This is a genomic window from Alkalibacterium sp. AK22 (assembly GCF_000585255.1).
Classification (GTDB): domain Bacteria; phylum Bacillota; class Bacilli; order Lactobacillales; family Carnobacteriaceae_A; genus Alkalibacterium.
Genome location: NZ_JANL01000037.1, coordinates 1 through 21,449, shown reverse-complemented (window position 1 = coordinate 21,449; position 21,449 = coordinate 1). Strand labels below are relative to the sequence as shown.

21 protein-coding genes and 1 tRNA gene are annotated in these 21,449 nt (G+C 43.1%); 20 read left to right on the top strand and 2 right to left on the bottom strand.

From position 1 onward, the window contains the following. The first annotated feature begins 86 nt into the window (after positions 1-86). The 6 genes from mltG to ADIAL_RS08025 all read left to right on the top strand — a co-directional run bounded on the left by mltG (position 87) and on the right by ADIAL_RS08025 (position 5,134). Entirely contained in the window at positions 87-1,172 is a 1,086-nt protein-coding gene (mltG, locus tag ADIAL_RS08050) for an endolytic transglycosylase MltG (RefSeq protein WP_034302341.1), read from the top strand. A gap of 80 nt (positions 1,173-1,252) precedes the next feature. Continuing rightward, complete coding sequence (udk, locus tag ADIAL_RS08045; RefSeq protein ID WP_034302338.1) at positions 1,253-1,912, top strand: uridine kinase; 660 nt, start codon at positions 1,253-1,255, stop codon at positions 1,910-1,912. A gap of 140 nt (positions 1,913-2,052) precedes the next feature. Further along, positions 2,053-2,526: a transcription elongation factor GreA gene (greA, locus tag ADIAL_RS08040; protein ID WP_034302594.1), complete on the top strand. Its 474-nt coding sequence runs from the start codon at positions 2,053-2,055 to the stop codon at positions 2,524-2,526. A gap of 180 nt (positions 2,527-2,706) precedes the next feature. Next, positions 2,707-3,444 (top strand): cell wall-active antibiotics response protein LiaF, encoded by a 738-nt coding sequence (liaF, locus tag ADIAL_RS08035; RefSeq protein ID WP_034302335.1) that lies wholly within the window; start codon positions 2,707-2,709, stop codon positions 3,442-3,444. Next, entirely contained in the window at positions 3,441-4,502 is a 1,062-nt protein-coding gene (locus ADIAL_RS08030; RefSeq protein ID WP_034302332.1) for a sensor histidine kinase, read from the top strand. The genes liaF and ADIAL_RS08030 overlap by 4 nt, the downstream gene beginning before the upstream one ends. Then, complete coding sequence (locus ADIAL_RS08025; RefSeq protein ID WP_034302330.1) at positions 4,499-5,134, top strand: response regulator transcription factor; 636 nt, start codon at positions 4,499-4,501, stop codon at positions 5,132-5,134. The genes ADIAL_RS08030 and ADIAL_RS08025 overlap by 4 nt, the downstream gene beginning before the upstream one ends. Positions 5,135-5,217: 83 nt before the next feature. Here ADIAL_RS08025 and rnjA read toward each other — a convergent pair whose 3' ends face one another. Further along, positions 5,218-6,888: a ribonuclease J1 gene (rnjA, locus tag ADIAL_RS08020; RefSeq protein ID WP_034302328.1), complete on the bottom strand. Its 1,671-nt coding sequence runs from the start codon at positions 6,886-6,888 to the stop codon at positions 5,218-5,220. Between the two features lie 239 nt (positions 6,889-7,127). Here rnjA and ADIAL_RS08015 point away from each other — a divergent pair, with 239 nt between their 5' ends. The 3 genes from ADIAL_RS08015 (at position 7,128) to ADIAL_RS08005 (ending at position 9,480) form a co-directional block, all read left to right on the top strand. Further along, positions 7,128-7,907: a Cof-type HAD-IIB family hydrolase gene (locus ADIAL_RS08015; RefSeq protein WP_269317784.1), complete on the top strand. Its 780-nt coding sequence runs from the start codon at positions 7,128-7,130 to the stop codon at positions 7,905-7,907. A gap of 108 nt (positions 7,908-8,015) precedes the next feature. Next, positions 8,016-8,088, top strand: a tRNA-Ala gene (locus ADIAL_RS08010). 54 nt (positions 8,089-8,142) lie between these two features. Further along, complete coding sequence (locus tag ADIAL_RS08005; protein WP_051503822.1) at positions 8,143-9,480, top strand: DUF1576 domain-containing protein; 1,338 nt, start codon at positions 8,143-8,145, stop codon at positions 9,478-9,480. Between the two features lie 55 nt (positions 9,481-9,535). On the opposite strand, the gene def is transcribed toward ADIAL_RS08005, so the two are convergent. After that, entirely contained in the window at positions 9,536-10,111 is a 576-nt protein-coding gene (gene def, locus ADIAL_RS08000; RefSeq protein WP_034302323.1) for a peptide deformylase, read from the bottom strand. Positions 10,112-10,564: 453 nt separating this feature from the next. On the opposite strand from def, the gene pdhA reads away from it, so the two are divergent. From pdhA to ADIAL_RS07945, 11 genes are all read left to right on the top strand, one after another. Then, positions 10,565-11,671 carry a pyruvate dehydrogenase (acetyl-transferring) E1 component subunit alpha gene (gene pdhA, locus ADIAL_RS07995; protein ID WP_034302321.1) on the top strand — a complete coding sequence of 369 codons (1,107 nt, stop codon included), beginning with the start codon at positions 10,565-10,567 and terminating at the stop codon, positions 11,669-11,671. A gap of 2 nt (positions 11,672-11,673) precedes the next feature. Further along, positions 11,674-12,651, top strand: coding sequence for an alpha-ketoacid dehydrogenase subunit beta (locus ADIAL_RS07990; RefSeq protein ID WP_034302319.1), 978 nt, complete (start codon positions 11,674-11,676; stop codon positions 12,649-12,651). A 122-nt stretch (positions 12,652-12,773) separates the two neighbouring features. Next, positions 12,774-14,129, top strand: coding sequence for a dihydrolipoamide acetyltransferase family protein (locus ADIAL_RS07985; RefSeq protein ID WP_034302317.1), 1,356 nt, complete (start codon positions 12,774-12,776; stop codon positions 14,127-14,129). Positions 14,130-14,141: 12 nt separating this feature from the next. Beyond that, positions 14,142-15,548 carry a dihydrolipoyl dehydrogenase gene (gene lpdA / locus ADIAL_RS07980; protein ID WP_034302316.1) on the top strand — a complete coding sequence of 469 codons (1,407 nt, stop codon included), beginning with the start codon at positions 14,142-14,144 and terminating at the stop codon, positions 15,546-15,548. Positions 15,549-15,695: 147 nt separating this feature from the next. Next, the gene (locus tag ADIAL_RS07975; RefSeq protein ID WP_034302313.1) at positions 15,696-16,475 is read left to right on the top strand and encodes an inositol monophosphatase family protein; all 780 of its coding nucleotides are present in this window, start codon (positions 15,696-15,698) and stop codon (positions 16,473-16,475) included. A gap of 193 nt (positions 16,476-16,668) precedes the next feature. Beyond that, positions 16,669-18,501, top strand: a complete 1,833-nt coding sequence (gene typA / locus ADIAL_RS07970; protein WP_034302309.1) for a translational GTPase TypA — start codon at positions 16,669-16,671, stop codon at positions 18,499-18,501. Positions 18,502-18,600: 99 nt separating this feature from the next. Next, a complete protein-coding gene (locus tag ADIAL_RS07965; protein WP_034302589.1) occupies positions 18,601-18,864 on the top strand; it encodes a DUF1507 family protein in 264 nt (87 codons plus the stop codon). Between the two features lie 88 nt (positions 18,865-18,952). Next, positions 18,953-19,249, top strand: a complete 297-nt coding sequence (locus tag ADIAL_RS07960) for a YlbG family protein (protein WP_034302307.1) — start codon at positions 18,953-18,955, stop codon at positions 19,247-19,249. Between the two features lie 23 nt (positions 19,250-19,272). Continuing rightward, positions 19,273-19,836, top strand: coding sequence for a 16S rRNA (guanine(966)-N(2))-methyltransferase RsmD (gene rsmD / locus ADIAL_RS07955; RefSeq protein WP_331279802.1), 564 nt, complete (start codon positions 19,273-19,275; stop codon positions 19,834-19,836). A 3-nt stretch (positions 19,837-19,839) separates the two neighbouring features. Beyond that, on the top strand, positions 19,840-20,337 hold the full coding sequence (gene coaD, locus ADIAL_RS07950) for a pantetheine-phosphate adenylyltransferase (RefSeq protein WP_034302302.1): 498 nt from the start codon (positions 19,840-19,842) through the stop codon (positions 20,335-20,337). 2 nt (positions 20,338-20,339) lie between these two features. Further along, entirely contained in the window at positions 20,340-21,374 is a 1,035-nt protein-coding gene (locus ADIAL_RS07945; RefSeq protein WP_034302299.1) for a SepM family pheromone-processing serine protease, read from the top strand. Positions 21,375-21,449 lie beyond the last annotated feature (75 nt).

Here is a 21,449-nt window from a genome sequence, read left to right as displayed (position 1 = left end):
AGACAATCACAAAATAATCTTTCGTCATATGCTCAATTTGTGTATAATGGTGAAGATAACTTTCACACATAAAGGATGAAATGCCTATGCCTAACCGACAATCGACTCAGGCTGTAAGAAAAATAGTACTGAGCATTGTGTCCATATTAATAATCCTGATCATCGTTCTCGTCGTGTCAGGCTATCATTACTATACAACCTCTTTAGAGCCTCTAGAACCGGAAAGCAACGAAGACGTGCCGGTAGAAATTCCGATAGGGTCTTCCCGGACCGACATTGCAAGAATTCTGGAAGAAAATAATATCATACGTAGTGCCTTCGTATTTAATTATCACCTTCGTTTTACCGGAGAAGAAGGGTTTCAAGCAGGATACTACCTGTTTTCTCCTTCCATGTCTACTGAAGAAATTGTATGGTATTTGCAAGAAGGTGGGACACCGATTACCGAGGAATCAACCGGCAGGCTGACGATTCCTGAAGGTTTTACAATCGAACAGATTGCGATAACCATCGATCAGCAGACGGACTATTCTCTCGATGACTTTTTCAACCTGGTGGAAAGCCAAGATTTTTTGGCCGAAAAAGCTGAAGAATTTCCTGAGCTACTTTCGGGGGCAGTAGAATACCAGGATGAGACCCTGTACAACTTGGAAGGATATTTTTATCCGGCAACTTATGAGTTCTTCGAGGAAACAACACTGGAAGAGCTGATTACACAGATGTTAGCACAGATGGATAGTGTCATGCAGGAACATTATGACACCATTGAAGAAAACGGGCAGACGGTGCATGAAATCTTAACCATGGCTTCTTTTATTGAGAGAGAAGGGATTACCTTCGAGGACAGGGAGCTGATTTCGGGTGTGTTCTACAACCGCCTGGCGATTGACATGCCTCTTCAGACAGATGTTAGCGTTACGTATGCGCTGGGGCAGCATCAGGAGCGAATCACTTATGACGACCTGGAAGTTGATTCGCCCTATAATCTCTATGCTCACCGGGGACTGGGGCCGGGCCCGGTAAATAATCCGGACTCGGATTCGATTCGTGCCAGTGTTTTTCCAGCTGAAACAAACTACATGTTTTTCCTGGCAGATCTCTCGACCAGAAATATCTATTTTTCAGAGACCTACGAGCAGCACCTGGAATACCAGAATGAATACTTGAGATAAACATAAAGCATTGAGTTCTCCAATGAACTCAGTGCTTTTATTGAGAAAATATAAAGTGAACAATAGGAAGGAATTAGAAGATGGATAACCAGACAAGACCAATCGTAATAGGTGTGACAGGAGGATCCGGCAGCGGGAAAACGAGCGTCAGCCAGGCAATCTACAATTATTTTCCGGGTAAATCAATCATGATGCTAGAACAAGATTCCTATTATAAAAATCAGGATCATTTAAGCTTTGAAGAAAGGCTTAAAACCAACTACGACCATCCTTTTGCTTTTGATACCGACCTGCTGATAGAGCATTTAGATGATCTTCTGCACTACAAGGGCATCGAAAAACCTGTTTATGACTACACCCGTCATACGAGAAGTGAAGAAACCATCCATCAGGAAGCTAAGGATGTAATCATCCTTGAAGGGATATTAATCCTGGAAGATGCGCGATTGCGTCAGTTGATGGATATAAAAGTATATGTGGACACAGACGATGATATTCGAATCATCCGCCGAATCAAGCGGGACATTGAAGAGAGAGGCAGAACACTGGATAATGTCATTGATCAGTATCTCAGTGTGGTCAAGCCGATGCACACACAATTCATTGAACCTACCAAAAAACACGCGGATATTATAATCCCTGAGGGAGGACGGAATCAAGTGGCTATTGATTTAATGACTACCAAGATCCATACTATATTTGAAGAGAGAGCATCTAACAGCAATGGGGCTAATTTGTAAAAACGCTTTACATCAGTTGATGTTCATGGTATCTTAGGTGCATTAAGAATTTAGTTGACAGTTTATTCTTATATTATTTTAACAATCGATTCTATTTAGTGAACAAGTTGAATGCAATTATTTATGAGGTGAAAGTAATGATGACAGAAAAAGTATATCCAATGACGCTGGAAGGTAAAGAAAAGCTTGAAAAGGAACTTAACGAACTGAAATCCGTCAAGCGTAAGGAAGTAGTGGAAAGAATCAAGATTGCCCGTGGTTTCGGTGATCTGTCTGAGAATTCGGAGTACGAGTCGGCAAAAGATGAGCAAGCCTTTATTGAAGGACGTATCAGTACTGTTGAAAATATGCTGCAAAATGCTCAAATTATTGACAGTTCTAATTCCAAGGAAGGTGAAGTGACTCTTGGTCGTTCGGTGATCTTTAAGGAGCTACCTGATGGTATCGAAGAAGAATACACTATCGTTGGTAAAGCGGAAGCTGATCCATTCTCCGGTAAAATTTCCAATGAGTCGCCCATTGCGCAGGCTCTTTTAGGGAAATCTATCGGTGACAAAGTGCATATCGACACACCAGGCGGATCAATGGAAGTCGAAATTACCAATGTCTTTTAAACTATAATATGAAAGGCCGGGAATCTATTCTCCTGGCCTTTTTTTGGTGCAGCGCCAATTCAAATAGGGAGGCCCCCACACGGGGGCCTCCGTCTTCAGACCTATTTTTACTCTATCCTGATGCGCTGAACTAGGCTTTGGGGTATACTAAAAACATAGAAGAAAAGGGGGCAGCAGATAATGAAACAGATCCTGTACAGGTCTACACTAATTTTAATAACGGTCTGGCTGGGCTATCAGGTAGTCAACAGTTTCATGCTCCTGTTGTTTTTGCTGTCTGGCTTACTGTGCTTTCTGATATATAGAGGGAGAGACACGTCGGATGACAAACGCAATCAGTGGTTCTGGCTCAGTGTGCTTTTTCTTTTACTTTCAGTGATTTTCACTAGCGCATTCTGGGCGCTGCTGGCTGTTTTTTTGATTGTAGAGCTCAATACAGACAAAAAAATGGTCCGTTCAATAAGAGATCCCTTACTCAGACGCAAGAAATACTGGAGAGAAAAAGAATTTGTGACTGTTGATATGACGCATCCTCAAAAAGGAGAACTTTCTTTCAGCAGAAACAAATGGTTTGGTGATGACTCAACCGGACAAACGGTTTTTCAGTGGAGAGACCAGAATTTTGTTAAATTGATGGGGGACAGCTATTTTGACCTTGGCAATACCTTGCTGCCTAGAAAAGAAAATATCATACTGATAAGAAAAGGTTTAGGGGACACAAAAATCATTGTGCCAAGGGGAACCGCGCTGTCTTTAAATATCAGCCTGGGATTAGGTAAGCTGGCGATTGGCAGGGACATTTATGATTTAAAAAACGAAACAGTCCGCTGGCAATCAGAAGGCTACGGAGCAGAAAGCCGCAGCCTGAAAATAACTGCCAGCGCCTTAATAGGAGATGTCGAGGTGGTCTATACATGAAACACGGTCTATCGACACTAATCAAGCTGTTTGGTCTTTACTTTCTGATATTGCTCTCTATAACTTTATTTATTCTATTGTCCTTGGCTGAGAATCAGTGGATAGATGCTTTGTACCAGGCCAATGTTGTGGGGATATCCCTCGTCATTTACTTGCTGACTTTTGCCGGGTTGCTGGCGCTTATCACTTTATATTATATGCGTTCCTTTGAAAAAAAGAAACTCAGAAAAGTAGAAGAAGGTCTCCGTATGATGAGCCAGGGACACTATTCGGCGTCTATTTTTATGGACATGTATTCCCTCGATACACCTTTGCAAATCAGTGAAGCAATAGATCAGCAATTTATCTATCTGCATGAAAAACTGATGTTCATGGCTGATCAGGCGTTGCAAAATGCTCAGGAGCACCGGACGCTGAATGGAGAAGAAAAAGAGGAGATTCTGATAAAGGAGAGGCATCGGCTTGCCAGAGAACTTCACGATTCCGTTAGTCAGCAGCTGTTTGCTGCCTCGATGATGCTGTCGGCAGTTAACCAGCAAATGGAATCCTATCCTGGTGCAGTGAAAAATCAGCTCGAGCTCGTCGAGCAGACGGTTAATGCTTCACAAACGGAAATGCGTGCGTTACTGCTGCATTTAAGGCCGATTCAACTCGACGGCAAGTCTCTTAAAGAGGGGATTGAACAGCTCCTTAAAGAGCTAGAAAGTAAAACAGCCATAGCTATTCATTATGCGATAGAACAGGTTGACATGCATCAGGCAATGGAGGATCATTTCTTCAGAATCATTCAGGAGCTGCTGTCCAACGTCCTGCGTCATGCTCAGGCAACGGAGTTGGAACTGTATTTGAATCAGGATGAACAAGTAATCAAACTTAGCGTAATGGATAACGGAATAGGCTTTGATGCCGCAGAAAAAAAGGCTGGAAGTTATGGACTGACGAACATCAGAGAGCGGATTGAAGGACTGGGCGGAAATGTCAGAGTCGTTTCACTGAAAAAAGTGGGGACACGAATCGAAATTAGTGTGCCGTCTCTACTTAGAGGAGGAGTCAAATGATTAAGATGTTGATAGTGGATGACCATCAAATGGTAAGGATGGGACTGTCTTCTTTTTTCTCGATACAACAAGATATGGAGATTGTCGGGGAAGCTGAGAATGGTCAGGATGGGGTGGAATTGGCTCTAAAAAAGCGTCCGGATATAATTCTCATGGACTTGGTGATGGAAGTGATGGATGGAACAGAAGCTACAGAGCAGATTATGAAAGAGTGGCCTGAAGCAAAGATAATTATTTTGACTAGTTTTATTGATGACGAAAAAGTCTATCCGGCAATGCAGGCAGGGGCGTGCGGTTATATACTCAAGACGTCCTCGGCAGGAGAGATTGCTGAGGCAGTACGATCTACTTATAATGGCCATGCCTTTATCGAAGAGGAAGTCACGACGATTCTGGAAGAACAGCAAAATAAAGTGAATGAGCATGCTCTGCACGACTTACTTACGAACCGCGAAAATGAAGTGCTTCAGCTAATATCAAAAGGCTATACTAATCAGGAAATTGCTGATGCACTATTTATTACCTTGAAGACCGTCAAGACCCACGTCTCTAACATCTTGTCTAAACTGGAAGTAGAAGACCGGACTCAGGTAGCTATATATGCCTTTCGTCACGATCTCGTTCAGGATTAGTTTGATTGTTTATATGTGGTCGCTGTTGACTATACAAACTGACAAGTACATAAAAAGGAAGGCCTCATGAGGCCTTCCTTTTTTTAGTTTGTTAAAATAACAGGTAGAATGATAGGTCTGCGTTCTGTTTCAGCGTATAGGAACTGCTTGATGTCCTCAATCAGATCGTTTCTCATTTTAAATTCATTTACTTGCTTGTGCTCAAATGATTTTTTAAGACTCCTGAAGGCTACTTTCTGAGCATTCTGTATAAGTTCTTCAGATTCTCGCATATAAATGAATCCTCTGGAAATAATATCAGGACCAGCCAGCACGAGTCTTTTCTTAACATCGATTGTAGCCACTACAACGACCAGCCCGTTATCAGAAAGGATTTTACGGTCCCGCAGGACAACATTTCCGATATCTCCAATACCGCTGCCGTCAATATAGACATCCCTAGCATCAAAATCTCCAGCTCGACGGGCACTTTCTTCAGTAAAGGCAACAATCTGTCCGTTGTCGAGTACAAAACAGTTTTCTTCAGGAACTCCTGTTTTCTGAGCAAGTTTGGCATGGATTTTCTGCATTCGGTGTTCACCGTGAATCGGCACAAAATACTTTGGCTTCATCAGCTGAAGCATCAGCTTCTGTTCCTCTTGACCTCCATGACCGGATGTGTGAATATTGTTGATTTTTCCATGAATGACATTGGCACCAGCTTCTAGCAGCTGATTAATTACGCGGTTGACACTAACTGTATTCCCAGGAATAGGACTGCTTGAAAAGACAACCGAGTCCCCAGGTTGAATGGAAATCTGGCGGTGCGTCCCGTTAGCAACTCTGCTAAGTGCAGCCATCGGTTCACCTTGAGAGCCGGTACACAAAATTACCATTTCGTTATCCTTGTAACGTTTCAGTTCATTAGGGTGGATGAAGGTCCCCTCTTCAGCCTGAATGTAACCGAGTTCCTGTCCAGTTTCCAGTGCGTTGACCATGCTGCGTCCAAAAACTGCAATCTTACGTCCAGTACGGTTAGCGGCTTCAACGACTTGCTGAATCCGCGATATATTAGAAGCGAAAGTGGCAAAAATGATTCGGCCATCGATTTTTTTCAAAAGACTCGTAATGGATTCGCCAACGACTTGCTCCGACTTAGTAAAGTGTGGCACTTCAGCATTTGTACTGTCAGACAGGAGAGCTAAAACCCCTTCTTCACCGATTTTAGCCATTTTATGAAGGTCAGCTGGTTCACCAACAGGAGTAAAATCAAATTTAAAGTCTCCTGTTTGAACAATACTGCCGTTAGGCGTTTTGACGACGATTCCGAATGATTCAGGAACACTGTGTGTTGTTCTGAAAAAAGTAACCGTTGTCTTGCGGAATTTAATGACAGAGTCCTCATTGATTTCATTCAAGGTGGTTGAACGAAGCAGGTTGTGCTCGTTCAGTTTGTTCTTGATTAGAGCGAGAGCCAGTTTGCCGGCATAAATTGGAATGTTGAGCTGCTTCAGTAGAAAGGGAATGCCTCCGACGTGATCTTCGTGACCATGAGTAATAAACAGACCCTTAATCTTATCTTTGTTTTCGATAATGTAGGAGTAGTCAGGGATAACGTAGTCTATACCCAGCAGATCGTCTTCCGGAAACTTGATGCCTGCGTCAATCATGATGATTTCGTCCTGGAACTGGACGGCGTACGTATTCTTTCCTATTTCATTCAATCCACCGAGCGCAAATACGGCTGTTTCGTTGTTCTTGATATTAGGTTTCATCTGTAATCTCCTTATAATGTTGTATTTCAAATTCTATATATAAATATGATAGTAAGTATGGGTGTCAATCAGACCAGAGCAATGGACATAAAAGCCATTGTTTAAACTATTCTACCACACTGCCCTAGATAAGTATAGGAAAGGAAGCATGCTAAAAGGGGAGAGAAAACGCTTGTAGGCATTGAGAAAGCAATGTTTTTTGTTTATAGTTTAAGAAAAGAATGAAGGGAAGGATCAATTTGACTGAGAAAAAACTATTTGTGTTTGATATCGATGGCACACTGCTGGATGAAGATAAGCAATTGCCTGAAAGTACAAAAGAAGCTCTTGACCGGCTGTCAGCAACACACGAGGTGGCGATAGCAACTGGTAGAAATCGGACCATGGCCAAAGAAGTGATTCAAGCCCTTTCTGTTGATCATTACATCGTTTGTAATGGCGCAGCAGCATACAGTCAGCACAAACAAGTCTACAGCAATCCCCTGAATAAAAATGAATTAAAAAAGCTGATTGAGCTTTCCGACAGCAATGGGCATCAAATGGTCTATGAAACGGTGGATGAACTGAGACGAAGGGATGCAGTAGCTGGGCACAGGCTATCTACTGGGATGAAAGATGTTGGATTCCCGGTCCCTGTTCATGACAGAGAGTACCACCATTTTCAGGAACTTGTCCAATGCCTTCTTTTTTACAAAGAGGAAGAAGCTTATATCTATGAAGAAAATCTGTTTCAAAATTACCGTTTTGTCAGGTGGCATGAATATGGGGTCGATGTGTTGCCTGTAAACGGATCAAAATTTCATACAATCGAACGCCTTGCAAAGTATTTAAATTACAAAATCGACCAGGTTGTTGCCTTTGGCGATGGACTTAACGACCTAGAAATGATCGGGCATGCAGGCCTCGGCATAGCTATGGGAAATGCAGAGGCCGAAGTGAAGGCAGCAGCAGATATGGTCACAGCAAAAAATACCGAGCATGGCATCTATTTAGCTTTAAAAGAATTGAAAGCAATCTGAGAAGGCTTATGTGTGACAGACTTGTGAAAAAAGAACGCCTATATAAAAAAAAATATATTTTTGCCTGGACAATTTTGCATTCATGCGTAATAATATAGAAGTGCGTTAGGGGGTATAGCTCAGTTGGGAGAGCGCTTCGCTGGCAGCGAAGAGGTCGTCGGTTCGAGCCCGACTATCTCCATTTTTTTTGTCGTAAATTAAGCTGAAACGAAAATATAAGGAAAGAGGAACTTATGTGATATCTGAAAACCAGTTGCATATTTCACAGTACGACGTTATTTCACAAAATGTGAAGTATGGCTTTCTGTTGAGTTTTGCTCTGTTTTTTGCTTCTCTGGCATTTGTGTTTAATACTCCTCAAGAAATTATCGCAGGTCAGATCACGATTCTGACATCACCGGCTAATCTGACTACTGATTATTTTGCTTTGTCCAATGTTGGGGCGACCTTATTCAATTCAGCTCTGTTGACAGCTCATGCGATCGGTATCATCCGGTTGACACGTGCCAAAGTCAATGGCCCGATTATTGCCGCTGTTTTTACAGTGGCTGCTTTTTCATTTTTTGGAAAAAATTTATATAACTCCATGCCGATCGTTTTGGGAGCTTTTGCCTATGCCAAGGTGACCGAAGTTCCGGCAGAAAAATCACTGCTGGCCGCTCTTTTTGGTACGGCACTAGGCCCACTCGTCAGTGAGGTGACATTCAATATTGGTCTGCCCATGCCAACAGGTATTTTCTACGGCTATCTGTTTGGGTTTGCAGCAGGCTTTATACTCCCTCCGCTGGCGGCTCATTTTGTCGGTTTCACAAAAGGGTTCAGTGTATATAATGTGGGTTTTACAAGTGGAGTAGTCGGTACGATTTTTACTTCACTTCTGAGAAGTACTGGCAGAGACATCGAACCGGTCTCCATGATTTCCAGTGGTAACAACCAGGCTTTCACCGTTATTTTTCTAACTTTATTTTCACTCATGCTGCTTGGAGGACTTTTCCTCAATTCCTGGACTTTGAACGGCTACGGGGAACTGATGAAGCATTCTGGACAATTGTCTACAGATTACCTGAAAACAAATGGCTTCAGTGTCACGTTGATTAACATGGCTTTACTGGGCTTTGTATCAACGCTTTATGTCCTTTTTCACGGTGGAGAAATCAATGGGCCTGCTATCGGGGGCATACTGACCGTTGTCGGTTTCGGTGCATTTGGTAAACACTTAAGAAACGTTCTACCCATTCTGATTGGAGTAACTCTTATGGGTTATCTCAATGATTATGATATGAGCTCGACTTCTGTAGTCATAGCCGGTCTGTTTGGAACTACGATTGCTCCCATCGCTGGACGCTACGGTACGCTGATTGGGATTCTGGCAGGCGCCTTGCATCTCAGTGTGGTCAGTAATACCGGCTACCTGCATGGTGGAATCAATCTTTATAATAATGGTTTTGCTGGCGGCTTTGTTGCAGCTATCATGATTCCGCTGCTTGAAGCAATCCAGTACCAACAGCAGAAAAGAAAAGAATTACGCGAACCCATTGACCCGGCTGAAGAAATCCGTGTTGAAAAACGATAAATATAAGCAGATAAAAAACACGTCATCCTCAGATGACGTGTTTTTTATCTGCAAATCAGGCCTCAGTTGTTCCTAAAACATCAATATCGTCCGGTAAAGCCAGTGGATTATTGGGATTGATCCGGTCGTAAAACATCACGCCGTTCAGATGATCAATCTCATGCTGAACGACAATTGCCGGAAAATCCTTCAGTCGAATTTTGTGGCGAATCCCTTCAGCATCCTGATACTGTACAGTAATCCGCTTGTGGCGAGGGACGTAACCAGACACTTCTCGGTCCACGGACAAGCAGCCTTCGCCGTCAGGAAGACAAGTCTGCTGAACAGAGTGACTCATGATTTTTGGGTTAAACATCACGGAACTCAATTCGGCTTCGCTCGTTTCTTCGTTCTGTGAAGGGACATGAACAGCAATCAGGCGTTTTGATACATCAACCTGGGGAGCAGCTATTCCGACACCCGCCCGCAGTCCGTATTTTTCAGCTGTTTCAGGATTCTGACTGTCTATTAAAAATTGAAGCATATCCTCAGCGAGCTTGCTGACAGACGAGTCCAGTGGAAAAGTGATTTCTTCGGCAGTCAGCCTCAGAGTTGGATGCCCTTCTCTAATAACATCATCCATAGTGATCATATCGTGTTTCCTCCTTAGTGTTTACGCTTTTTATTTTAACAGTTTTTCCACCCGTCTGCATCACTAAAAACAAAGACAGCACGGGACCGAAACAAGATAAAAGTATTCTCATAAAAGAAAGTGAAACAATTCACTTTAAAAGCTGATGCTCGCTAGGAAGTAATACAAAAGGCAAGTCTCAGGTTCTTTTATATAACAGATATTTTGCCTGTACTATTTGAATTAAGTCTGCGCATATAAAAAAGGAGGAATAATAGTATAACAGCCTGTATGTTCTTTTAATCACAATAAGCGGTAAATGTTGTCATACCAATGCTTTTGATCGATGAGGGCGGGGGATATCGCTTGCATTGGACCGCGAATCATGATAAATTAATAAAGGAATGGATAAAAATATAACAGGGCATAAGCGCTGTTATATATATCTTAAACACAGAGAGGAATGGGTAATCTATGGCAAAGCAACCAGTTGATTACGAAGCGCTGTTAAGTTCAATCGAGGCTTCGTTTCCGATGGTTCAAATTTTAGACAAAGACGGTAGTATCGTGAATAAAGATATTATGCCTGATCTGTCTGATGATGAATTAGTAGAATTAATGAAAAGAATGGTGTGGTCTCGTGTTCTGCACGACCGCTCAATGGCACTTGCCCGTCAGGGACGACTAGGATTTTACGCACCAACAATGGGGCAAGAAGCTTCTCAGTTGGCCAGTCATTTTGCTTTTAAAAAGCAGGATTGGTTCTACCCGGGATATCGTGATGTTCCTCAACTGATTCAGCACGGTCTTCCTGTATCTCAAGCTTTCCTATGGTCTCGTGGTCATGTCGAAGGAAACAACTATCCGGAAGATCTACATGCAATTCCGCCACAAATCATTATCGGAGCGCAGTTCATCCAAGCAATGGGTAATGCTGTCGGTCAAAAAATGGCTGGTAAAGAAGATGAAGTCACGTTCACTTACACAGGTGACGGGGGTTCTTCACAGGGTGACGTGTACGAAGGAATGAACTTTGCCGGACGTTACAAAGCACCTGTTATCTTCTTCATCCAAAACAACGGATATGCTATTTCAACACCACGTGAAAAACAGTCTGCAGCGATGACGCTTGCACAGAAAGCAGCTGCTGCAGGAATTCCGGGAATTCAAGTAGACGGTATGGACCCACTTGCAGTATACGCGGTTACCAAGCAGGCTCGTGACTGGGCAGTTGCTGGTAATGGTCCAGTACTAATTGAAACCATCACTTCCCGTTTCGGTCCTCACTCTACGTCTGGTGATGATCCGACACGCTACCGCGAACAGGAGTCATTTGACTACTGGGAGCAAAGAGATCCACTGATTCGTTTCCGTAAATTCCTTGAAGATAAAGGTCTATGGACTAAAGAACAGGAAGAGGAACTGATCGAACAAACGAAAGAAGAAATCAAACAGGCTGCTAAAGAAGCAGATCAGGCTCCAAAAATGAAAATTTCAGACTTCCTGAAAAACATGTATCAAGAGCCCGGTCAAAATATCACTGAGCAGATTGAGAAATACGAAGCAAAGGAGAGTAAATAATCATGGCGAATCTTACAATGATTCAAGCAATTACTGAAGCCTTAGATCAGGAAATGGCTCGTGATGAAAAAGTCCTGATTTTCGGAGAAGACGTGGGTAAAAACGGCGGAGTTTTCCGTGCTACTCAGGGACTTTTCGATAAATATGGTGAAGATCGCGTCAGTGATACTCCACTTGCTGAGTCCGGTATCGGAGGAATGGCCTTTGGTTTAGCTGTACAAGGTTTCCGTCCAGTTATGGAAATCCAGTTCTTCGGATTCGTATTCGAAGTCATGGACTCTATCGTCGGTCAGATGGCGCGTACAAGCTACCGTATGGGTGGAAAACTCAACCTTCCAGCCGTAGTCCGCTCACCTTTTGGTGGAGGAGTACACACTCCTGAAATGCATGCAGATAGCCTAGAAGGATTGATGGCCCAGTCTCCTGGACTTAAAGTAGTCATTCCTTCAAACCCTTATGATGCAAAAGGTCTACTGACTTCTGCTATTCGGGATGAAGATCCGGTTGTCTTCCTTGAACACATGAAACTTTACCGTTCTTTCCGTGACGAAGTGCCGGAAGAGCAGTACACTGTCCCTCTTGGAAAAGCAGCGGTAGCTAAAGAAGGATCTGACGTGACTGTTGTAGCTTATGGTTACATGGTCCGTGAAGCACTTAAAGCGGCTGAACAGCTGGAAAAAGACAATGTTTCTGTCGAAGTGCTTGATTTGCGCACGGTTTCTCCAATCGACTACGAAACAGTTGTCAAGTCTGTTGAAAAAACTGGCCGCATGGTTATGGTTCAAGAAGCTCAGCGTATGGCAGGAGTCGGAAACACAGTGATTTCAGAAGTCTCTCAGCGTGCAATCCTTTCTCTGGAAGCACCTATTGGTTTCGTTACTGCTCCGGATACTGTTTACCCATTCGGACAGGCTGAAAACACGTGGCTACCTAATGCCAAGGATATTACTGATTCCATTAAGGAAACAGTTGAATTTTAATCTAATTTGATAAGCAAACTCAAAAGGGACACTCTTTTTAACTCGATATTGGAGAATAGAAAGACTGTTCCTTATTGAGTAATGGTCTAAAATTGAACTCATTAAAGAAGGGAAGAAAATTAATGGCTTTTACATTTAAGCTCCCTGATGTTGGGGAAGGTATGGCTGAAGGCGAAATCGTCAGCTGGTTAGTTTCAGAAGGAGACACCGTTGAAGAAGGCGATTCGATTGCAGAAATCCAAAACGATAAATCAGTTGAGGAACTGGCTTCTCCAGTAGACGGAAAAATCAAGAAATTTCTGGTTGAACCAGGTACAGTAGCGTCTGTTGGCGACCCTATCGTTGAAATTGATGCTGAGGGAGATGCTGAAAGCGATGACGAATCTGATGCGGATTCTGAAACAGAAGAAGCTTCTGAAGCTGAAGAAGCATCAGCTGGTACTGAAGAGTCTGATCCAGCCGGCTCCGAAAGTGCAGCTACCGGAGATGTTGTCAAGACATCTAATCCGGACAAGCGTGTACTCGCTATGCCTTCAGTAAGACAGTATGCTCGTGAAAAAGATGTCGACATTAGTCTTGTTGAAGCGACTGGGAAAGCCGGACGCACTACACGTGATGATATTGACAACTTCTTGCAAGGTGGCGGTGCTGAAGCTTCAGCAGCAGACACTCAAGAGCAGGATGCTAAAGAACAAGATACATCATATGAAACTGAAAGCAAGCATATTCAGCGTGTATCTTCTGATGCCAAGCCATTTAAATCTGGCCGTCCAGACGAAGAAACTAGAGAAAAAATGTCCACGACCCGTAAAGCTATCTCTAAAGCTATGGTTAACAGCACGCTGACGATTCCGTCTGTATCACTGTTTGACGAAGTAGATGTGTCTAAGTTAATGGCACACCGTACTAAATTCAAGACCATTGCTGCTGAACAGGACGTCAAACTGACATTCCTGCCGTATATCGTCAAGGCAATCATTTCAGTGATGAAGAAATTCCCAGCACTAAATTCATCTATCGATGATACTACAGATGAAGTGGTTTACAAAAACTACTTTAACATTGGTATTGCTGCTGACACTGATCAAGGGCTTTATGTACCGGTTGTATCAGATGCAGATAAAAAATCTATGTTTGACATTGCTTCGGAGATTTCTGAACTGGGAGCAAAAGCGCACGAAGGTAAACTGAAGTCTAGTGATATGGCAGACGGCTCTATCTCTATTTCCAATATCGGTTCTGTTGGTGGCGGCTGGTTTACACCAATCATTAACCATCCTGAAGTGGCTATCCTGGGAGTCGGACGCATTGCTAAAAAAGCGATTGTCAATGACGAAGGGGAAGTTGTTGCAGCACCAATGTTGGCTCTGTCTCTTGTGTTTGACCACCGTGTGATCGATGGAGCGACAGGTCAGAAAGCTATGAACGAACTGAAACGTCTGCTTGCAGATCCTGAATTATTATTGATGGAAGGATAAGGTGAATCGTAAATGGTAGTAGGAGATTTCGCAATTGAACTGGATACAGTTGTAATTGGAGCTGGACCAGGAGGATACGTTGCCGCTATCCGTGCCGCTCAAATGGGCCAGAAAGTGGCTATCGTCGAGAAAGAACACATTGGTGGTGTCTGCCTTAACGTTGGATGTATTCCATCTAAAGCGTTGATTGCTGCAGGTCACAAATATCAGGATTCGCTGGACTCAAGTTCTTTCGGTGTTTCTTCTGAGAACGTAACCATCGATTTTGCAAAAACACAGGATTGGAAAAATAATCAAGTGGTGTCTAAACTGACTAAAGGAGTCGAAGGACTGCTTAAGAAAAACAAGGTCGAAATTCTGGACGGAGAAGCTTTCTTCGTGGATGAAAATACACTGCGCGTAATGGGTGAAGATAAGGCACAGACCTATTCATTTAACAACGCAATTGTTGCAACCGGCAGCCGTCCGGTTGAAATTCCCGGCTTCAAGTTCAGCGACCGTGTCTTGGACTCTACAGGAGCTTTGAACCTGACAGAAATCCCTAAAAAAATGGCGATTGTCGGTGGAGGGTATATTGGATCCGAGCTGGCTGGTGTATATGCTAACTTGGGTACTGAAATCACAATTCTTGAAGGTCTGCCTTCAATCTTGAACGGTTTTGACAAAGATATGGTCAAATTGGTCGAGAAGAACTTCAAATCCCGTGGTGTAGAAATTGTTACAGATGCAATGGCAAAAGAAGCAGTTGCTTCTGACAATGGCGTAACTGTCAAGTATGAAGCGGGCGGAGAAGAAAAATCTCTGGATGTTGATTATGTACTGGTCACCGTTGGCCGTCGTCCAAACACAGACGAACTAGGCCTAGAACAGGCTGGAGTTGAAGTAGGCGAACGCGGATTAATGACAGTTGATAACCAGGGACGTACTAACGTTTCAAGTATCTGGGGTATCGGAGACGTTGTACCTGGACCTGCTTTGGCTCACAAGGCTAGCTATGAAGCGAAAATCGCTGCTGAAGCTATTTCAGGCAAGAAAGTAGCAGTGGACTACCGTGCGTTGCCAGCCGTAGCCTTTACGGACCCTGAAATTGCAACAGTCGGTCTAACTGAAAGTGAAGCGAAAGAGCAGGGAATGGACGTCAAAGTCACTAAATTCCCACTAGGTGGTAACGGCCGGGCGCTGTCTCTCAATGCAACAGAAGGTTTTGTCCGTCTAATCACTACTAAAGAAGACCATGTAATCGTTGGCGGTCAGGTAGCCGGTATTAGCGCTTCTGACGTAATTGCTGAGATTGGTCTTGCAGTTGAGAGCGGCATGAATGCTGAGGACATTTCTCTGACTATTCATGGACACCCTTCACTGAGTGAAGTTGTCATGGATGCTGCAGAAGCGGCTTTAGGTCTGCCAATCCACATGTAATATAATCATACAGTCAGAAAGGCCTTTAGTTACGTACAGTACTAAGGGCCTTTCTCTCTGTACATAGTTAACAGCATCAGCCTTTTGCAATTTTGCTAAAATTTATATACACTTGGAGTAATTACAAAGCTGAAAAGAGGATGGGCTATGACTGACCTGAAACAGAAAGATCTTTTGATCAAGGAATGGCTGGAAGAAATTAAGACTTACATTATCGAGCAGAAAAACGAGGATCTTGAAGTAAGTCAGAAAACAGCAGACAACGATCTGGTAACCCGTATGGATAAGACAATTGAAGAAAAGCTGGTTGGGAAAATTAGAAGCCATTTTCCTTCTGACAAAATTGTTGGAGAAGAAGGATTCGGTGATCAGGTTGACAGTTTAGAGGGAACCGTCTGGTTCATCGACCCGATTGATGGGACACTTAACTTTGTCAAGCAGCAGGAAAACTTTGCAGTGATGATAGCTGTATATACAGATGGAATACCTGAATGCGGGTATGTCTATGATATCACTCAAAATAAATTGTACTCCTCAATTAAAGGTGAGGGCGTTTGTTGTAATGGGCAACAAGTGCAGCACCCCGAAAATCTTAAGCTTAATGAGGGAATGATTGCATCCAGCTCGGCCCTTATGGGTAATGAAAAAAAACCGGTCATCAGAGAAATTGGGCGAACCTGCATGGGGGTGCGCATGCGGGGATCAGCCGGGTTGGAGACTGTTGAAGTGCTCAAGGGGAATGTCATCGCTTATATTGCATCTAATTTGAAGCCTTGGGATGTAGCGCCCGGTTTGCTCTTCATGTCTGAAATGGGTATGACAGCTTCGCAGTTTGATGGTGAAGAGATTGATTTGCTTAAGGACAACAGCATCATCTTTGCGACAAATAATGCTCACAAAGAGATTGTAAATATGCTGGATGCATAAAAAAACGTTGTATTCCTGAGCTGTTTATTGATATAATATTGACTGCAACAATACAGGATATCTGTGAAACATTTATTCTTGAGTTAACTCTCTAAGGGTAAGTGTTTTTTTTGTGAGACCGTATGAAAAGAATTGAAAATTATTAAGTGAAGTATTGTGCTCATCGGGCACAAAAGGAACTTGGAGGACATTTATGAATAAAAGAGAAGACATCAGAAATATTGCAATCATTGCCCACGTTGACCATGGTAAAACCACATTGGTTGATGAAATGCTTAAACAGTCAGATACACTGGATGGACACAGTGAACTGAGTGAGCGTGCCATGGACTCAAACGATATCGAAAAAGAGCGTGGAATTACGATTCTTGCTAAAAATACAGCTGTAAACTATAAAGATCACCGAATCAATATTTTGGATACACCTGGCCACGCGGATTTTGGTGGAGAAGTTGAGCGTATCATGAAAATGGTAGACGGCGTCATCCTTGTTGTAGATGCCTATGAAGGGACTATGCCGCAGACACGTTTTGTTTTGAAAAAGGCTCTTGAAATGAAACTGCGTCCGCTGGTTGTTGTCAATAAAATCGACAAACCAACGGCCCGACCGTCAGAGGTTGTCGACGAAGTACTGGACTTGCTGATCGAACTGGATGCAGATGAAGACCAGCTCGAATTCCCGGTCATTTATGCATCTGCAATTAATGGAACCAGCAGCTATTCAGCTGAACTTGAAGATCAGGAAAAATCTATGGATCCTGTTTTTGAGAGCATTTTGAAAGAAGTACCTGCTCCGGTTGACAATAGTGATGAGCCGCTTCAGTTCCAGGTTTCGTTGCTGGACTACAATGATTATGTCGGACGAATCGGTATTGGACGTGTATTCCGCGGGTCAATAAAAGTGGGAGACAACGTTACACTGAGCAAGTTGGACGGGACGACTAAAAACTTCCGAGTCACCAAACTCTTCGGTTTCTTCGGTCTGGAGCGCGTTGAAATTCAGTCTGCCAAGGCGGGTGAATTGATTGCCGTTTCCGGTTTTGAGGATATCTTTGTTGGAGAGACAGTTACACCGGCCGATCACATCGAACCTCTGCCGATCTTGCACATCGATGAGCCAACGCTTCAGATGACTTTCCTGGTCAACAATTCACCGTTTGCTGGTAGAGAAGGTAAGTGGGTAACTTCAAGCAAAATTGAAGAACGCCTGATGCTTCAGTTGCAGACCGATGTATCCCTCAAGGTCGAGCAGACAGAATCTCCTGACCAGTGGATTGTATCTGGTCGTGGAGAACTTCACCTTTCTATCCTGATTGAGAACATGAGACGGGAAGGTTACGAACTGCAAGTGTCTAGGCCTGTTGTAATCATCAAAGAAATCGACGGTCAGAAATTTGAGCCTTTTGAACGAGTACAAATCGATACCCCTGAAGAGTACATGGGATCTGTTATTGAAAACCTGGGTCAGCGTAAAGCTGAAATGCAGGACATGGTGCACACGGGTAACGGACAAGTCCGTCTGATTTTCCTTGCTCCGGCACGTGGTCTAATTGGCTTTACCAATGAGTTCCTTTCTATGACTCGAGGATATGGTATTCTTAACCATACTTTTGATCAGTATCTACCGATGCTTGAAGGTAAGACTGGTGAACGTAGACAGGGTGCACTGGTTTCCATGGAAAACGGAACAGCTACCACTTATGGAATAATGAACCTGGAAGACCGAGGGGTCATTTTTGTAGAGCCGGGTACTGAAATTTATGAAGGGATGATTGTGGGCCAGCATAACCGCGATAACGACTTAGCAGTCAACCTGACAAAGGAAAAACAAAAAACCAATATCCGTTCAGCAAACAAGGATCAGACAAACGTCATTAAGCGTCCGCGTATCATGACGCTTGAGGAATCACTGGAATTCCTGGCAGACGATGAATTCTGTGAAGTGACACCTGAATCGATTCGTTTGAGAAAGAAAATCTTGAACAAGAACGAAAGAGAAAAAGCGGCCAAGAAAGCGAGCCACTAAAGATAATACTAAAATGAGCAGTGTATTGTATTTCATCTTCTGTCCGTGTATGCTATACTAAAGTAAGGAAACACGGACGATATGAGAAAGGGAATGCCTATGGACCAGCTGCAGACTGCGTTAGCTAAAGATGTTTTGAATGAAGATGCTAGAAAAATCTCATCACTTATCGAAAATCAGAAGCATTTGTGCGTATCCTGTCCGGCATTCGAAGAGGTCATTGATACACAAATGTTCGGCTTCTCGAAGAAGGTAGAATTTGCTGTTGCAATGGGTATGGTCGAAGAAGAAGAAGGCCATATAATGCTGAGTACACTTGAAAAGCATTTAAGTGATGTCTACTCTGAGGCCTCCGAAGCTTAGCCCAAATACTGATTATTTCATTAAAAACCCTCTTATTCAGAGGGTTTTTTTGATATAATGAGAAAAACGACAACGGGTGGATAAAAATATGGAAATTGTTCAGAGTGAAAGAGTCGGACTGGTTGTCTGGCTGTACACAACAAAATATGTCAATAAACTAAAAAAATATGGTCTAGTTCATTATGTTTCACGGAATATGAATTACGCTATTGTTTATGTGGACCGTCAGGATAGAGAAAGCCTGACTGAAGTGTTGGGTAAACTTCACTTTGTACGTAAAGTGGAGAACAGTTATCAGTGTGAATTACCCAAAACATTTGATGGGGTTCTTGAACAGGTCGAAGCAATGAATAGCTCTGAAACAAAAATGGAACATATATTTTAAAACGATAATTCAGGGGCAAAGGACTGAACAGGATGCGAGTAATATCAGGTGAATATGGCGGTCGCAGATTAAAGGCCCTCAAGGGGCAAAATACGCGACCAACTACAGACAAGATAAAGGAATCTTTATTCCATATAATCGGGCCTTATTTTGATGGCGGGAAGGTCCTGGACTTGTATTCCGGGAGTGGTTCACTGGGAATTGAGGCAGTTTCCCGCGGGATGACCCAGGCTTATTTAGTGGACAGTCATCCGGCTGCTGTTGCTGTCATCAAGGAAAATGTTGAAATGACTAGAGAAACAGATAAGTTTACAGTCTGGAAAAAAAGAGATATCCAGGCCCTTGAGGACCTTTCAGACACAGGCGAAAGATTTGATCTTGTCCTGCTGGATCCCCCATATGCTCAACAGGAGTTAAAAAAAGTGATAAGCAGACTTGTTGAGCTAAACCTGCTAGCAGAGACGGCCACAGTTGTTTGTGAAACAGACAGGCATGTCAGTATTAGTCAACTGAATCCTAAGCTTTCTGTAAGCAAGGAAAAAGTATATGGCACTTCAAAAATAACAATTATTGAACGGGTGGATTGAAACATGACTAAGGCAATGTATGTAGGGAGTTTTGACCCCGCAACATCCGGACACTTGAACATAATAGAGCGGGCTTCCCGCCTATATAATGAAACTACGGTTGTTGTTAGTGCCAGTACAGCTAAGGCGTATTGGTTCAGTGTTGATGAGAGAGTGAATTTGATCAGTCAAGCTGTAAAGAATGCCGGATTAAAAGGCATCAAGGTGATTGCCCATGATGGACTGACTATCAGATTGGCTGAAGAGCTTGAGGCTGATGTGATGATTCGTGGTATCCGGTCTATTAAGGATATGGAATATGAAATCGATATAGCAACATTGAATAAAGTACAAAATAACCGTGTCGAAACGGTTTTCCTTGTTGCTGACAAAAATCATCGGTCTATTTCTTCAACTATGGTAAAGGAAATCGCACACTATGGGGGGGACATATCCCAGCTGGTTCCAGCCAATATTGCCGAAGCTCTGACTCACCGTGTGAAGCAAAGGCGGTCTGATTAACAGTGAAAAATAAAAAGATTGTCAGGTGGATTACAGCGGGCTTGCTCCTGTACCTTTTCTTTTTTCTTCCCCTCCCTTATTTTATTGAGCGACCGGGGAGCGCTTTGGATATCAACCCTTTAGTCCAAGTAGACGGTGAGCGTGCAGATATAGACGGACAGTTTATGCTGACCACCGTCGAAATGTTTCGGGCGACGCCTTTTACTTCATTTTTTCAGTTTTTACCTTATCATACCGGTTATAGTGAAAATCAGATACTGGGAGAATTTGACGAATATGATGATTTCCGTACACTTCAGCAGCATTTTATGTCCAACTCCATCGATATGGCTAAAGTAGCGGCTTTTTCCGCGGCAGAACGTGCCTATTCAATTGACTATTTAGGTGTATACGTCATGAATGTGACGCAGGAGTCTCTATTTAGAGATGATTTACTACTGGGTGACAGCATTGTCGGAATCAATGATCAGTCTTTCAACAATACTGAAGAATTTATACAGATTGTCGGTTCCAGTGAGGTTGGAGAAACCGTCACCCTTTTGGTTGAAAGAGACGGAGAAGTCGTCGAAGTTGATGGGGAACTGATCTGGCTTGAGAGCACAGGACAGCCAGGCATCGGTATCAGTCTAGTGACTCGGACTCAAGTGGATACTCAACCGGAAGTCACCATTAGTTCTGGGAATATAGGAGGACCATCTGCCGGACTGATGTTTGCTCTGGAAGTGTATGCACAGATTAATGAATTGTCCTTAAACGGTAATGTCATAGCAGGATCTGGAACAATAAATGAAGCGGGTGAAGTGGGTCGCATCGGTGGAATTGATAAAAAAATCATTGCTGCGGATCGAGAAGGAGCAGATATATTTTTCGTGCCAGATGATCCGGTCGATTCTGATATTCTTGAGGTGATACCCGATTTTCTCTCAAATTACGAGACTGCCCTTCAGACAGCACGGGACATCGACACAAATATGACTATCGTAGGTGTGACTCACATAAGCGAAGCCCTGGATTATCTAGAAACACTTAATAACTGACACATTAATACGGTAGAAAAGTCAGCTATGAGCATAGAACAAATAGAAATAGTGGTTCTATAATAAATCGTGTTG